The 14,181-nt window shown below is 38.9% G+C and carries 19 protein-coding genes and 1 tRNA gene; 16 read left to right on the top strand and 4 right to left on the bottom strand.

Annotated features, from left to right (window positions below; all coding sequences use genetic code 11):
- The 7 genes from AC1D7X_RS02040 to AC1D7X_RS02010 all read left to right on the top strand — a co-directional run bounded on the left by AC1D7X_RS02040 (nt 1) and on the right by AC1D7X_RS02010 (nt 4,973).
- Complete coding sequence (locus AC1D7X_RS02040; RefSeq protein ID WP_495454289.1) at nt 1-879, top strand: ROK family protein; 879 nt, start codon at nt 1-3, stop codon at nt 877-879.
- 28 nt (nt 880-907) lie between these two features.
- Nucleotides 908-1,762, top strand: a complete 855-nt coding sequence (locus AC1D7X_RS02035; RefSeq protein ID WP_495474547.1) for a MurR/RpiR family transcriptional regulator — start codon at nt 908-910, stop codon at nt 1,760-1,762.
- 86 nt (nt 1,763-1,848) lie between these two features.
- On the top strand, nt 1,849-2,271 hold the full coding sequence (locus tag AC1D7X_RS02030) for a NanQ anomerase/TabA/YiaL family protein (protein ID WP_495474546.1): 423 nt from the start codon (nt 1,849-1,851) through the stop codon (nt 2,269-2,271).
- Nucleotides 2,272-2,409: 138 nt separating this feature from the next.
- A complete protein-coding gene (locus AC1D7X_RS02025) occupies nt 2,410-3,327 on the top strand; it encodes a glycoside hydrolase family 25 protein (RefSeq protein ID WP_495474545.1) in 918 nt (305 codons plus the stop codon).
- 221 nt (nt 3,328-3,548) lie between these two features.
- Nucleotides 3,549-3,686 carry a YjcZ family sporulation protein gene (locus AC1D7X_RS02020; protein WP_495454293.1) on the top strand — a complete coding sequence of 46 codons (138 nt, stop codon included), beginning with the start codon at nt 3,549-3,551 and terminating at the stop codon, nt 3,684-3,686.
- A 139-nt stretch (nt 3,687-3,825) separates the two neighbouring features.
- Complete coding sequence (locus AC1D7X_RS02015) at nt 3,826-4,236, top strand: GvpU-like protein (protein ID WP_495454294.1); 411 nt, start codon at nt 3,826-3,828, stop codon at nt 4,234-4,236.
- 314 nt (nt 4,237-4,550) lie between these two features.
- Nucleotides 4,551-4,973, top strand: a complete 423-nt coding sequence (locus AC1D7X_RS02010; protein WP_495474544.1) for a hypothetical protein — start codon at nt 4,551-4,553, stop codon at nt 4,971-4,973.
- Between the two features lie 121 nt (nt 4,974-5,094).
- Here AC1D7X_RS02010 and AC1D7X_RS02005 read toward each other — a convergent pair whose 3' ends face one another.
- Entirely contained in the window at nt 5,095-5,394 is a 300-nt protein-coding gene (locus AC1D7X_RS02005) for a WGxxGxxG family protein (protein WP_495454296.1), read from the bottom strand.
- 602 nt (nt 5,395-5,996) lie between these two features.
- Here AC1D7X_RS02005 and AC1D7X_RS02000 point away from each other — a divergent pair.
- Nucleotides 5,997-6,488, top strand: a complete 492-nt coding sequence (locus AC1D7X_RS02000) for a restriction endonuclease (RefSeq protein ID WP_495474543.1) — start codon at nt 5,997-5,999, stop codon at nt 6,486-6,488.
- Between the two features lie 47 nt (nt 6,489-6,535).
- On the top strand, nt 6,536-6,841 hold the full coding sequence (locus AC1D7X_RS01995) for a GNAT family N-acetyltransferase (protein WP_495474542.1): 306 nt from the start codon (nt 6,536-6,538) through the stop codon (nt 6,839-6,841).
- A 245-nt stretch (nt 6,842-7,086) separates the two neighbouring features.
- Here the strand turns inward: AC1D7X_RS01995 and AC1D7X_RS01990 are convergent.
- Nucleotides 7,087-7,158 (bottom strand) — tRNA-Val (locus AC1D7X_RS01990).
- A 169-nt stretch (nt 7,159-7,327) separates the two neighbouring features.
- Here AC1D7X_RS01990 and AC1D7X_RS01985 point away from each other — a divergent pair.
- The 3 genes from AC1D7X_RS01985 (at nt 7,328) to AC1D7X_RS01975 (ending at nt 8,655) form a co-directional block, all read left to right on the top strand.
- Complete coding sequence (locus tag AC1D7X_RS01985; protein WP_495474541.1) at nt 7,328-7,522, top strand: hypothetical protein; 195 nt, start codon at nt 7,328-7,330, stop codon at nt 7,520-7,522.
- A 336-nt stretch (nt 7,523-7,858) separates the two neighbouring features.
- Nucleotides 7,859-8,302: a GNAT family N-acetyltransferase gene (locus tag AC1D7X_RS01980; protein ID WP_495454298.1), complete on the top strand. Its 444-nt coding sequence runs from the start codon at nt 7,859-7,861 to the stop codon at nt 8,300-8,302.
- A 113-nt stretch (nt 8,303-8,415) separates the two neighbouring features.
- Nucleotides 8,416-8,655: a DUF3892 domain-containing protein gene (locus AC1D7X_RS01975; RefSeq protein ID WP_495454299.1), complete on the top strand. Its 240-nt coding sequence runs from the start codon at nt 8,416-8,418 to the stop codon at nt 8,653-8,655.
- A 60-nt stretch (nt 8,656-8,715) separates the two neighbouring features.
- Here the strand turns inward: AC1D7X_RS01975 and AC1D7X_RS01970 are convergent, their stop codons facing one another.
- The gene (locus AC1D7X_RS01970; protein ID WP_495474540.1) at nt 8,716-9,453 is read right to left on the bottom strand and encodes an MBL fold metallo-hydrolase; all 738 of its coding nucleotides are present in this window, start codon (nt 9,451-9,453) and stop codon (nt 8,716-8,718) included.
- A 164-nt stretch (nt 9,454-9,617) separates the two neighbouring features.
- Between AC1D7X_RS01970 and AC1D7X_RS01965 the strand changes: the two genes are divergently transcribed.
- From AC1D7X_RS01965 to AC1D7X_RS01955, 3 genes are all read left to right on the top strand, one after another.
- Nucleotides 9,618-9,818, top strand: coding sequence for a hypothetical protein (locus AC1D7X_RS01965; RefSeq protein WP_495454301.1), 201 nt, complete (start codon nt 9,618-9,620; stop codon nt 9,816-9,818).
- A 135-nt stretch (nt 9,819-9,953) separates the two neighbouring features.
- Nucleotides 9,954-10,508 carry a copper amine oxidase gene (locus tag AC1D7X_RS01960; protein ID WP_495454302.1) on the top strand — a complete coding sequence of 185 codons (555 nt, stop codon included), beginning with the start codon at nt 9,954-9,956 and terminating at the stop codon, nt 10,506-10,508.
- 105 nt (nt 10,509-10,613) lie between these two features.
- Complete coding sequence (locus AC1D7X_RS01955; protein ID WP_495454303.1) at nt 10,614-10,934, top strand: DUF1292 domain-containing protein; 321 nt, start codon at nt 10,614-10,616, stop codon at nt 10,932-10,934.
- Nucleotides 10,935-11,001: 67 nt separating this feature from the next.
- Here the strand turns inward: AC1D7X_RS01955 and AC1D7X_RS01950 are convergent, their stop codons facing one another.
- Nucleotides 11,002-12,477: an aminotransferase class I/II-fold pyridoxal phosphate-dependent enzyme gene (locus tag AC1D7X_RS01950; RefSeq protein WP_495454730.1), complete on the bottom strand. Its 1,476-nt coding sequence runs from the start codon at nt 12,475-12,477 to the stop codon at nt 11,002-11,004.
- A gap of 178 nt (nt 12,478-12,655) precedes the next feature.
- Here AC1D7X_RS01950 and AC1D7X_RS01945 point away from each other — a divergent pair, with 178 nt between their 5' ends.
- Complete coding sequence (locus AC1D7X_RS01945; protein ID WP_495454304.1) at nt 12,656-13,957, top strand: MFS transporter; 1,302 nt, start codon at nt 12,656-12,658, stop codon at nt 13,955-13,957.
- Nucleotides 13,958-14,181: the final 224 nt, after the last annotated feature.

Genomic DNA, 14,181 nt, shown 5'->3' with positions numbered 1-14,181 from the left:
ATGAAGATTGTAACCGCAGACATTGGAGGAACGAACACCAAGATATGCATTTGTGATGAACATGGGAACGTCGATCAATTTAAAGAATATGTGACGGAGAGCCATCTAGGTGGACCACATGTGATCCAAAGATTACTTGAAAACATTGCAGAATATGATGATTTCGATGCAATCGCAATTAGTACAGCAGGACAAGTGAATTCAGAAGAAGGATTTATCGTATTTGCTAACGAAAATATACCAATGTATACTGGCATGAAGGTTAGAGATATTGTTGCCAACAAATTTAATAAACCCGTTAAGGTAGAAAATGATGTGAATGCTGCCGCGTTAGGTGAGGCTACCTTTGGCGCAGCTCAGTCATTTAATAATTTCTTATGTTTGACATTTGGTACGGGCATCGGTGGAGCGATCGTGATTAATCGTCAGATCTATAAAGGAGCTAACGGCGTAGCGGCTGAATTTGGCCATATGTTCACACATCCTCTAACAGAGACTCGTGACGATGGAAGGAAGCCATTTTATGAAACGTATGCCTCAACAACCGCTTTAGTAAATATGGCTAAACAGGTAGATCCAGAATGTATAAACGGAAAAATATTGTTTGAAAAGTTAAACAAAGGTCATAAAGTGCTTGAACAAATTTTACATTCATGGGTTGATGAAGTATCTGCTGGCTTAGCTTCTTTCATTCATATCTTCAATCCATCCGCTATTATTGTAGGAGGCGGAGTGATGGAACAAGACGATCTAGTTCGTCTCGTCGAAGCAAGAACAAAGTCACTGATTATGGAAAGCTTCTCACATGTGAAAATTATTAAGGCATCTTTGGGGAATAAGGCAGGGGTATTAGGAGCAGCATCCTTATTCTTACGATAAATCTACGTTAATGAAGAGGTGGAGTATCTTGCGAACGATCAGTATTTTTTCTTCCATTCATTCGAAGTATAACAATTTAACGAATACGGAGAAAAAGGTAGCAGACTATGTTCTGGAAAACACAAAAAGTGTTGTTTACATGTCTATTACTGACCTCGCAGATGAATGTGGCGTAGGCGAATCGAGTATATTTCGATTCTGTAAATCATTGAGTTATAAAGGGTATCAGGAGTTTAAGATTGCATTGGCACATAGTATAGCGGTAGATAATGAAGTACCGCAATTAACGGACCAAATTCTAATGGATGATTCGATCGAAGAAGTGTCTTCTAAAGTGTTATCAACGAATATAAGCGCACTGAACGAGACTTATAATTTATTAGATGTTCTCAATATTAGTAAAGCCATCGACCATTTAATTGAAGCAGAACGGATATTATTCTTCGGTGTAGGTTCGTCATTAATAACGGCCTTAGAGGCGAAACTTAAGTTTATGCGTATTACGAACAAAACAGAATGTTCCATGGATTCACATCTTCAAATGATGTCGGCAGCATTGATGACCGAGCGTGATGTTGCTGTTATCATTTCATATTCTGGATCAACGAAGGATTCTATTGAAATTGCACGCAAAGCAAAAGAACGTGGCGCAACGATCATATCGATCACTAGATTTGTGAAGTCTCCACTAACCTCGTATTCAGACCTGACATTATTGTGCGGAGCTAATGAAGGTCCTTTACAAGGGGGTTCACTGTCTGCGAAGATTTCTCAGCTCTATTTGCTGGATATTTTATATGTAGAATATTTCAAAAGAACCAAAGAAGAATCTATTATGAACAAGGAAATTACAGCTGCGGCAGTGAGCGAGAAACTGCTGTAGGTTATTAACAATGATAGGAGATTAGAACATGATTGTAGGTCGTTAGCATCGTGGGCAGACCACAGCAAATGTGAGAATCCGGCTATTTGGAGGCCATCGAGGAAATTAAGAAGATTATACAAGCTACCCCTGCTGTAGGACGTGTTGAAATCCGAGGTAGCGAGATGTATGCTTCAGTTATGGAACTTGATGCCAAAATGTCGGAAGATCATCTTGCAGAGAAACACGAATCTTATATTGATGTCCATTATTTGATAGATGGTGAAGAAACCATTGGTTGGTCACCGCTACAAGAAGGAATTGAACCCGCTAAGCCATATGACAGCGAAGACGATTATGCATTATATACCCCGGTAACGGATGAAATTTTGCTGCCATTGAAGCCTGGAATGTTCGCTGTTTTCTTCCCGCATGATATTCATAGACCGGGTATGGGACAACAATCAACGAAAATAAACAAAATTGTCGTTAAAATTCATCTTGAATATTACAGCAACAAAATGAAATGAATGACTGATAGATATGTTTAGCTGAAGGTTGACCTTAGTATGATACTAAGGTCAGCCTTTTTAATGAGCATTTTAGACAAAAATACAGGCAATTCATATATTTCTATCATTTACTATAAAAAAGGAGAGTTGATATAAATGCAAGCACGTAATAGTAAGAACGCTCAAGGCATCGACGTGTCGCATCATCAGGGAACAATCGACTGGTCCAAGGTAGCAAAAGATGCAATTGACTTTGTATACATTAAGGCAACACAAAATTCAATGGATAGCATGTTTATCACTAATGTGAAAGGGGCTAATGCAGCGGGGTTATTGGTGGGTGCTTATCACTATTTAGATAAATCGGTTACTACGGCAGTTTTAGCGAAAGAAGCAGCCCAAACATTCTTCCAAGCGATTGTGAAGGCGGGCGGTATAGATGTGTTTCATCTCCCTCCAGCATTGGATTATGAAGAATCGAATGGCTTAACTAAAGCACAAATGAATGTGGTGGCTAAGGCATTTCTATCTGAGATCCAGACTCTAACGGGGATGAAGTCTATGGTATACACAGGTAACTCGTTCGCAGCTAATTTCGATGGCGAAGTTGGAGCCTATCCTTTATGGATTGCCCGGTATTCAACCGTCGTTCCTTGGAATGTTACAGCATGGCGTTCTTGGGACATTTGGCAGTATACTAGCGGTACTTCAGGTGGTACTCGTCCGAACGGTAGTAGATCCGTAGCTGGAATTTCAGGTAACGTTGATCTTAACGAGTACAAAGGAACACTAGCGGAATTAAAGGCTGCATATAACAAAGAAAGTGGAGGGGAAGAGATACCTGTGACAGAACCTAACATTAACATCGCTAGTCCGTGGGCAGCAGAGGATTGGGCAGAAGCGAAAGCAAATGGTTATTTTGATGGAACACGTCCTGGAGATGTTATAACTAGGGAGGAGACAGCTATTGTCATTAACCGACTAAGAAACAATTTTCTTAAATTAATAGCTGGAAATACTACGGAGATTGCAGATTTGAAAGCGCGATTAGAGGCCATTGAGAAGGAAAAATAATAGATTTAAAGCAAAGACACCTTGACAAGTGGAGCATCTGCTTGTCAAGGTGTCTTTACTAGTTCAAAGACTCACCTTTCTGAAACAACTCTGTGAAAATCCGAGTATTAACGATCCTCATTATAATCCTTAGAATATTTAAAATTTTATTATTATACCCAAACCTTTTATTATATTCTTACATATACTAGGATGTAGTCTAATATAAAGGAGGAATTACAATGAGCGAAGTTGAAAATGGGTATAGCAACGGTAATGGCAATGGTGGTGGAGTTAGTGGGTTTGGTGGTGCAGGCATAGGTGCTATATTAGTATTGTTCATTTTGCTCGTTATAATCTCCAAAGCTTTCTTATTATAAGATAAGATGTTTTCAATAAAACAGATAAAACAGACCTTACTTGATGTAAGGTCTGTTTTATTTCACGTTCATCCGATGAAATGCTGCATAGGAAATCTCCGTCCTGTGTCGAAGTAGGATATACATGGAGGTGATGTAGATGTTTGATGAAAGTGAGAATAGTCCAGAGGAAATTGATCCATTTCTGAAAGATGCCATATTAATATGGCTTGTAGAAAACTGTAACCAAACCAATGCACCATTGGGCCTTACTTTACTAGTAGGTGGGAGTATCGTAACTGGGACATTAATATCTGGTAAGAGTTACGTCGACGGAGTAGCTTCTGAATTAAATGAAGCAGGAGAATACGCTGTAGCTAAGTATTATCGTGAATTTGGAGAAGAAGTATATGAAGATTCGAGCCCCGAAGATGAACAGGTTATCCCGGAGATGATCCATTTAAAAGATGCACAGATATTAACGGGTTCTCTAGTCCGCAGTATTGGATGGTGGAGAGGTAAAATAAGTTCGATCGATGGACACTCTATAGGAGTATTGAAACATAATTAATAAGAAGAAGTCACTCGATATTGCTAGAAGCTCCGCGTAGACTCTTACTAGCGGAGCTTTTATCTATTTCTAACCTGATTATAATCTTGTTTTAAGGTTCAATCTCTACTATAAAGATACCCCTTATGAACAGTATATAAGTAAGGACCCTGCTAGTATCTCACTGGCAGGGCCTTTGTGCGTTTACGCCTTTCAAAGGTTATAAATAACAATATATTCAGTATAGTACATTAATACCATAGTGGTTTATGACCAAGCACTTACTTAAATTTAGCATAATATATGATATGTTAAAGAAGAAGGAGGTGTTTAGAATGGGTGTATTTATTGATGGAAGAACTTCTCAAAATGCTAGTTTTGGAAACTCAATTTTAGTTCCAATTCTGGTAATTAATGCTCCACAGCTTTTCGGTCAGATAGGTTTAGTAAGTGCCGGGGTTACTGGAACTGCCCGAGTCCAATTGAAAGGAACTGTTTCTGTTCAACTTCCCTTAGCCTTGGTTGGAGTAACAATCACAATTGTAAGAGGAACTTTACCAACGGATCCTGTTATTTATTCAGCAACATCAACCTTTAGTCTGAGCGTATTAGCTCCTCAGGTCATTACTTTTTCAGCTAATGATTTTAACCCGCCAATTACGCCGCAATTGACTTATACTGCATTTATATCTTCCAATTTGCTTGGTACAATTCGTGTGGGTCCAGAAAGTTTCGATGGTATTCTAATCTCTGATTAAAAAACCAAGATAGTCTTAACTTAACAGATTGTGAGTTTTACTCAAACAAAAGAATCCATCAGTTTATTTCTGATGGATTCTTTTGTTGTTATCCGATAAATTGGGTCGTGAGAAAATTTTTTTAATGAGTTTCTGGATTGCGGCGTCTTAGACCTACGAGGCCTACAAGACCAAGTAATCCAAGCCATCCCCAATCGGTTCCATTGTCATCGTTTGTAGCAGTAGCTCTGTAACTGTTAGTATTCATACCGTTCGTGTTCATGTCGTTCGTGTTCATATGGTTCGTGTTCATGTTGTCTGTATTCCTGTAGTTTGTGTTCATGTCGTTAGTATTCATGTTGTTGTTTGCTGCAGATGCAGGAAACACAAGAACCAAAGCAATACTCAATGTAGCTAAAAAAGACGCAAGGATTTTTTTCATTGAATGTTCCTCCTTCCGAAATTTATGACTTATTTGGTGAGGTGCATGTGCCAATATTATCTTTCCCATAACAAGTGTTACTATTCTCATAATTCTTTAACTGGTTGGGCTGAATGGAATTTCAATAACGAAAGAGGTGATGCATTTTTGTGGTGCTTTTCTTTTTATATTAAGTTAATAAAAGAAGAGACAAGACAGTACATACATTTACAAGGGATAGCCCGATGATCACAACGGTTAAATATTATCAGGACGACCAAGATCAACTGAAGTCATAAAATAAGCCACGACTAAAGAACAAGCGCCAATTAACAGCAAAACAATAACCAAAATAGTAACCAATGTTTTACCATTCATCAATTTAACCTCGGAAAGATTATACCAAATACAAAACCATAAAGGCAGATTGGGTTAGTCAATACCCGATGACACTTAGGCAAGAATAAATAGATGAGATCATGGAAGATGAGCTGCAGTTTTTTGCTTTTTCTTTTGCCCATATTGATTCTCTCGTAGGTCTAAAGTTCTGCGTCAAAAAGGGTGATTTACCCCTATATGGAGAATAGTGGGAATATACTCGGTCTTCAATGGAGGTTGTCCAATTGGCTGGGAGGAAAAGTGAAACAAAACAGGAAGAATTTACACAAGAGATCAGGGCCCTTCCATTGATAGGTTCGCTTGCGGGGACTTATATTTTAACTAAATCAGTTCAGGCTTCAGTCATTGTGTGCGTTCTTGTTATGGCTATTATCACCGCTATTCTTATCTTACGAAAAAAGAAGCATGAGGAACGCCTGAAAAAGTCAGGGATTGCTGAAATAGATAAGATGGAAGGGATCCAATTCGAGAACTATCTGGGACATTTGTTACGAGCTCAAGGATATAAAATCGAGGTAAGTAAGGCAACTGGAGATTACGGGGCAGATCTTCTCATACAGAAGGATGGCAAGAGGAGTGTTGTCCAAGCCAAGAGATATAGTAAAAACGTAGGGATCAAGGCTGTGCAAGAAGCGCAGGCTTCGATTGCTCATTATAAAGCTACGAAGCTTGGGTTGTATCGAAAGGTGATTATACGGCCGCAGCTTATGAATTAGCGAAATCAAACCGAGTTAACCTGATTTATCGTGAGGCTTTGATTGAGATGATATTAGCTATGAATTCATTACTTGGGCTTATGATGGAATATGATAACAATATCCAAAAAGAAAAAATTGATGGATTTAAGCAAAGTTTCAATTCAGAAAGAGCATTTTCAGTAATTGATGATAAAGAAAATTTAATAGGAAATTGTGAGTTTTATGATGTGAACGATGAAGGGGAAGAAATATTAGCAGTTGGAGTTCAAATGAAACCTTCAATGACAGGACAGGGTTACGGATCGAAATTTTTTAGAGAAATCATCGAACAAGGAAGGGTATTACTGAATTACAATCATATAATTTTATAAGTATGACTAAAGACTGGAAATAAAACTTAGCAGAGGAAATAGGGAACTTGCCCGCGCCGCGTAGTGGGTCTATATGTTCAGCAGCAAGGAAAGGTACTTTTTTCTCTTTACTGCTATTTAAATTATATTTAATTTCATACATATAAAGGGGCCTACTAGCGTGTAGGCCCCTTTTACTTCTATTAATGAATTCAATTAGAATGACAGAAATAGAAAAACCCCTGCTACGCAAGGGTTCTCAGTAATGATCTGTAATGGATTCGAACCATTGACCCCTACCCTGTCAAGATAGTGCTCTCCCGCTGAGCTAACAGATCGAAATAGTATGTAAATACAAGGATAATCATACCAGCAGGTGAGATGGGTGTCAATTCATTTTATAGATAGAATCGTTTGTTGTGGGGATGGGGTTGTGAGAATGTTAGGTTTAAAAAAAATTCAAAGAGCCCACAATAAGATTATATCAATCTATAAGGAAGTGGCACAATGCGGAATAAGATATATGGTCTAATAGTTGGAGGGTGTCTGTTTGTGTTACTTGCAGGTTGTTCTATAGAACGGGACGAATCCACGTTTCAATTAAAAAGGTTGGACACCTCTACTGCGCCTGTCATGCAGGATGTATATTCTAAGGATGTTGGCGAGCAGGTATATTCGACGACAGAGATCTCTCCACCCTAAAGAACGATACGACGAAGAAATGAGAAATGAAGATTTGAAATATCCCCTTGGATCAGTCTAAGGGGATTTCGTGTTTTTATATTATTAATGTTGTGACTATTCGTCTTCATCCCACTTACGGGAGTAACCCATTTTGGTAACAAAATAGAATGAGTAAATAAGGACGATCGACATAATGATAACGATTGCAATCGTAATTCCCATAAGAGATTTAGCTCCTTTTATAAGGGTATAGTAAATGTAGACATTATCCAAACTATACATCAAAAATTTTTTTTTGTATAATGATTCGATTAGAAGTTGAATAGATTGTGGACCGAAGGAGTGGGAAATGAAATGGCTGCAGAGATCATTCATGTTAACACGGAGGAACAGCTGCAGTATGGACTGGAAATTCGGAAAAAGGTATTTGTAGAGGAGCAACATGTCCCTCTAAGTCTTGAAATGGATGAATATGATACGATTAGTCCCAAGGTACATCATTTATTAATTTACGATAATGGGGAATATGTGGCTACGGGTAGAATTATTTATTACAATGAGAACACGGCCAAAATGCAACGTATTGCTGTCACGAAGGAGTATCGTACGAAGGGTTTCGGTAAAGTACTGTTGATGGCAATGGACAAGTTCGCGAAGGAACTTGGATTGCAATATGCGATACTTGATGCACAGTGTCAGGCAGAATCCTTTTATGCGAAGCAGGGATATGAAGTGATCTCGAAGGAACCTTTTGATGATGCGGGAATATTACATGTTCGTATGAAAAAGGAATTATAATCTAAACTCCAACTTGAACTATCTTGAAATGGATGCATTAAATTAGCATGTGCTGGGTAACCTACTCGAATGCCCTAAACTTCATTGGCAAATTAACTAAAGGAGCGATTGATATGGGAACCCCAGGACGTGAACAATTCGTTGCAGTACAGAAGAACGGTGATGGTGATCTAACAGCATTTCAGACATCATCTGGTCGAGTATTGGCCTATGAACAAGCACTTCAGGAAGTACAGGCAGGTGCGATTGCCGGTGTGAATGCTTTTAAAGGTAGAGATGGAGAAACCTATATTCGTGGAGACGCGGATGGAGATCCATCCAACAACTTGGATCAACTCCCTACATTTGAATGATGTAGACACCATCAGCAAGCCAGCTGTTCCCCCTACATGGGCGGTACAGCTGGCTTTTTATTATAAATGATAGATAAGATTCTGCTCTAAGAAGGTCATGTCACCGATCTCACTCAGATAGTCATCTTTCTCGTCCCCGTAATGCATCAGATAAGTATTCTTCTGAACTTCTAAGGGAAGAGTAAGGAGTTCTTCCAGAGTGGTATGAACTTCTCCAGGACCGCTTAATTGGCATTCATGAAAAATAGTTCGACACCCGCGCTCTTGAACAAGTTGGAGAAGTAATGTGGGATCAAACGTCATGTCAGAACTGTAAAACAAACTTTCATTAATGTATAGAGAATAACTTGCTTTCCCTGGTATATGTTCAGTAGGTATAAGTTCGATGGTAAGATGCTCCGATATGTGATAAGGCTTCAACGGCTGAAGAAGGCGAACCTCAAATATGTCTTCTAGTGAGGATATTTCCCCTGTCTGATATAACCCACCTTTGAGAGAGTGTTCCCACAACGTATGAGCAAGTTCTTCAGTTATATATATTATGGGTTTGCGTTTATAAGTAAATTTCATTTTGAAAGCAAGTTCCTCTAGTCCACCAACATGATCTGCATGGATATGAGTGATAAATACAGCATCAATGTCGTCAAAAGACATCCCCAAATGATGAAGAGCACGTGGAGCGGTTACGCCACAATCAATTAGAAGCGAAAATGAACCATCTGATATTAATGCATTGTTATTGTAATACAATTTGGAAAAGGCGCTTCCGGTTCCAAGCATTTGCAATTGTAAGTCCAAGATTAATTCCCTCCTGATGTTGTTGTTATATCTGTCATTAAATATATCATTGATTAGTGTCAAAATAACAGGAATCTAGTCTTCATTATATATTACTCAAGAGTTCCCAATGGACGAAATCCTCATACAATACGGTAAGTATATACATCCGTAAATGAGGTGACATGATGGTTAAAGCGAAAAGTAAACAAATCGTTCAACCTAAAAGTGAAAAGGTTAAAAAAGAAATGAAACTGGTGTTGTCGCATATCTGTGAGGTCTGTAAAACACCTTGTGCAGATGGAATACATTACAGAGAAAAAATGAGAATACCAGGTGCTGTAGGAAATGGCGTGCCTTGTATTCTGACAAAACCGAGTTCGTAACAAGATAAACCCTGCAGAATAATATTCTGCAGGGTTTATTTGGAATGAAACTCAATTTGACCGCAACTTGCGGTATAAATTGTCGTATATATTTAAGTCATCATGAATGGAATAGGTTGGAGGGGGAGTATAAATATGAGATGGAAGAAAATAGTTCTAAGCACACTTGTTTTATCCCTTATGGGGGGTTCTTTGATGTTTGCCGATTCAGTGAATGAGAAAGTTCGTTTATGGGTGAATGGGCAAGAAGTTCAAGGGGGTGGCTATATTATAGATGGTAAGACTTATGCACCGATTCGCTCTTTCGATGGTGTTGTGAATTGGAATTCTAACAATAATCAAGTCAAGTTTCTGAAGCCTAATGTGCATATCTTTCTATTTAAAGGGGATACGGTATTCGGTAACGTGAATAAAGGAAAGCTGAAATTTAACGTGTTCAGCCAAGTGGATAATCTAAAGGACTCTGTTGCCGCCGTTAAAGTAGCCATCATAGATCCTTCAGGGAATAAGAAGGATATCCAGACTCAAGAATTAGGTAAGGATCAGAAGGATAACTTTTGGTTCAGAACAAATGATTTTACATATGATTTCAAAACGGCAGGGAAATACACGATAGGATTCTACATTAAAGTGTCTAAGAATGCGGAATATGAAATGGTGTCCCAGAAAATTGTTACAGCTTTAGATTAATATAATAATATAATTGTATTGAAACTGCTAGGTTAAATTGACCTAAAAAGCCTTCCATGGTACGATACCAAAGTAGAAAAATTAAACCCGAAGTGAGGTAATAATATGAGCGATCACAAACATGAACATGGCGATGATTGCGGCTGCGGTCATGATCATGAACACGACGGTGAGCATGAAGAGTTTATCCTGACTTTGACGGATGAGCATGGCGTTGACGTGGAAATGGTTCTTGTAGAGACTTTTGATGTAGGTCAGAAGGTCTATGCTCTGTTACTTGAACGTGAGAATCCAGAAGCAGATGGTATCATTCTGCGTATGGAAGAAGAGAACGAAGAAATGGTTCTCTATAATATCGAAGATGAAGAAGAATGGAAGTCTGTTGAAGAAGTATATAACGTGCTTGTAGCAGCACAGCAGGAATAGATTTCATTTGGTATTCATAAAGAAGCTCTGTACCGTAAGGTACAGAGCTTCTTTTTATGAAATGAAATTAGAAAATGGCATTGGTCTCAACAATAACTTTAATATTGTGAATGTAGCGATCTTCGGGTCCTTTTACAGGTAATCCTACTTCCACATGATCAATAATGTAATCAATATTGTCCTGGGAGATGACTTCTCCAGGAAGAAGAATTGGAATTCCTGGTGGGTAGACATATATAAATTCGGCTATGATTCTTCCTGCGGATTCCCTAAATGGAATCACTTCCGTATCCCCATAGAATGCTTCTCTTGGTGTAAGAGATAGTTGAGGGATTTCCGGAATCTTAATAACTAATTCATGAGCTTGATTTACTAAGTAATAGGTATCAGATAAGGAACGTAAAGCCGTTAAAAGAATTTCGATAGAGTCCATTTCATCACCGGGTGTGACGAGACAAAGTATGTTATACATATCGCTTAATTCAACTTCTAGATTATAATGTTCTCTTAACCAATTCTCTGTCTCATATCCCGTGATTCCAAGATGACGAACATGAATGGTAAGCTTGGTCGGATCAATGTCATGCGTTGCTTCTCCACCAAGAATCTCTTCGCCAACACAGTAAAGTCCATTGATCTTATTGATTTCTTCACGTGCATATTGAGCGAGCTCAATGGCTTTCTGAGCTATTTCATGTCCATGTAGCGCAAGATTACGCCTTGAAGTATCTAACGATGCCAACAAAATGTAGGATGTCGAGGTTGTCGTCAACATACTGATGATAGTCTGTACACGTTGTGGATTCACAAATCCATTTTTTACATTAAGGTTAAGCACGGAACTCTGGGTCATCGAACCGCCTAATTTGTGTACACTTGTGGCAGCCATATCGGCACCAGCTTCCATAGCAGATATGGGAAGATCCTCATGGAAATGAATTAATACCCCATGAGCCTCATCTACAAGTACGGGAACATGACGGCTGTGAGCGAGTTCAACGATTTCCTTCAAGTCTGCGCATAAGCCAAAATAGGTTGGGTTAATCACGAGTACCGCTTTTGCATCAGGGTGACGATCAAGTGCTCTACGAACAGAAGTTGTTGTGATTCCGTGATCTATTCCTAGATTCTCATCGCGAGCGGGAGAGACAAATACAGGTTTCGCTCCTGCAAAAATGATGGCTGACATAATCGATTTATGTACATTTCGTGGAACGATGATCTTGTCACCCGGAGAACATATCGATAGAATCATCGTCATGATCGCACCGCTTGTCCCTTGTACACTAAAGTAAGTATAGTCAGATCCGAAAGCATTTGCAGCAAGGGCTTGAGCTTCTTCAATGACACCCGTAGGTTGATGTAAGTCATCAAGTGGGGCTATATTAATTAAGTCTATGGAAAGGGCATTATCCCCTATGAAATTTCGGAATTCTTGATCCGCACCTCGACCTTTTTTATGCCCAGGAATATGGAATTGTACGGGGTTGCTAGCAGCATGATTCTTCAGTGCTGTGAAAAGGGGGGTGTTATTATGGTCCATGGATAAAATCATCACAACCTTCCTGTATTAAAATACAAATTTGAGTATAGCAAATCAGGACGGGATTGCAAGCTTTTGATAAAGGGGTAAAATCCTTATGAAAATGGGTATTCTATAGTATAGATGGATAAAGAAGGATTGTTTAAGGAAGTTTTGCTTAGAAGAGGATGGGATAATCATGCCAATACATAATTCAGAAATGATAAAAGATTCATCCAAGCGCCAACTGAAATCCCCATTTTTTATTGAACTTATGATTATTATTTTTTTAGTAGAGTTTCTAAAAGGGTCACTACTCGTTGCACTCTTACCCATTTATATGAAGAATGCTCTTGGGTTAACGGCTTGGAGTGTGGGAATTGCTTTCTCATTGCAATATGTTGGGGATAACCTTTTTAGAAGTCCCTTTGGTTGGTTGGCTGAGCGGTTAGGTTACAAGAAGACCATGACAGGAGCGTTATTAATGACTGTGATTGCAGTCATCATTATTGCTTTCACTTCTGCACCCATCTGGCTTGCGGTTGCGTGTTTCATTCTAGGGGTAGGGACCTCACCACTGTGGCCTTGTGCGATGACTGGGGCAACAGAGATCTCAGGTCCCAATAATAGTAATGGTGCGGCAATCGGAGCTTTAGAAATGGCTTCATTGATGGGAATAGGTGCGGGTCCAATCGCGATGAACTTTCTCATGCAACGAACAGGGTCCAATTTTCATACGTCGTTTTTGGTGCTGATAGGTTCGGGGATCGTGCTTGTATTAGTCGCCTTACTCCTCCCAGGAAAGGTACCAAGCTTAACCCCCCACATACATGTTAAACATGTGCGCCATAAGAATGTATTTATGTTGATCGCTTCTAAATGGATCCAATTAATAAATAGTGTAAAGAAAACAATGTATGAAGTGAAACATACTTTAAAGGTTAGTTGGCTGGTCTATCCTGCACTATTCTTACAATCATTCGTCATTGGAATTTTAACTCCAGTGATCACGCTATATGTACAGAATGAGTTGGGATTCTCGCCGAATATGTTCAGTCTCTTATTAATAGCTGGAGGGGGAATTACTGTTATTGCGCTTATTCCTTGTGGTAAATTAATTGACCGTTACGGAACAGCTCCATTCTTACATGCTGGATTTCTACTAGCAGCGGTATCCATTTCCTTATTCTCGATGGTACATACCGTACCGCTTGTATTTGCATTTGTAGCACTTATAGGAATTAGTTATGCGTTTATATTACCAGGATGGAATACCTATGTTTCGCATTTAGTACCTAAGGGAGAACGTGGCGTTGTCTGGGGATTTTTCTTGACACTGCAAGGATCTGGCATGGTGGTAGGTCCGATTGTATCGGGAAGACTGTGGGACGTTATGGGACACGAAGCCCCATTCATAGCAAGTAGCATAGTGATGATGCTTTTGTTTTTTGTACATTTGTTATTAACGCGTAAAAAACAACGGAATTCTATAGCGGGATAAGATTTAGCAAAGACATTTTACATCGTGGTAAGCGTTATCTGAGGGGGATCAAGGGTTCTTGATTCCTTCTTTTTGCTTGTTCAGGTTTAACTAGAATTTATTAAGGGTAAAAATAGTCAATAAACCAAGTTACCGTTACATAGGATAAAGTATAAAATATATCAAGCAAATGATTACGTTGTGAACGTGGCATCATTCTAACACCATTTGTTGAAATATCCAGT

The organism is Paenibacillus sp. Y568 (assembly GCF_059445545.1).
This window is presented reverse-complemented; position numbering and strand designations above follow the sequence as displayed.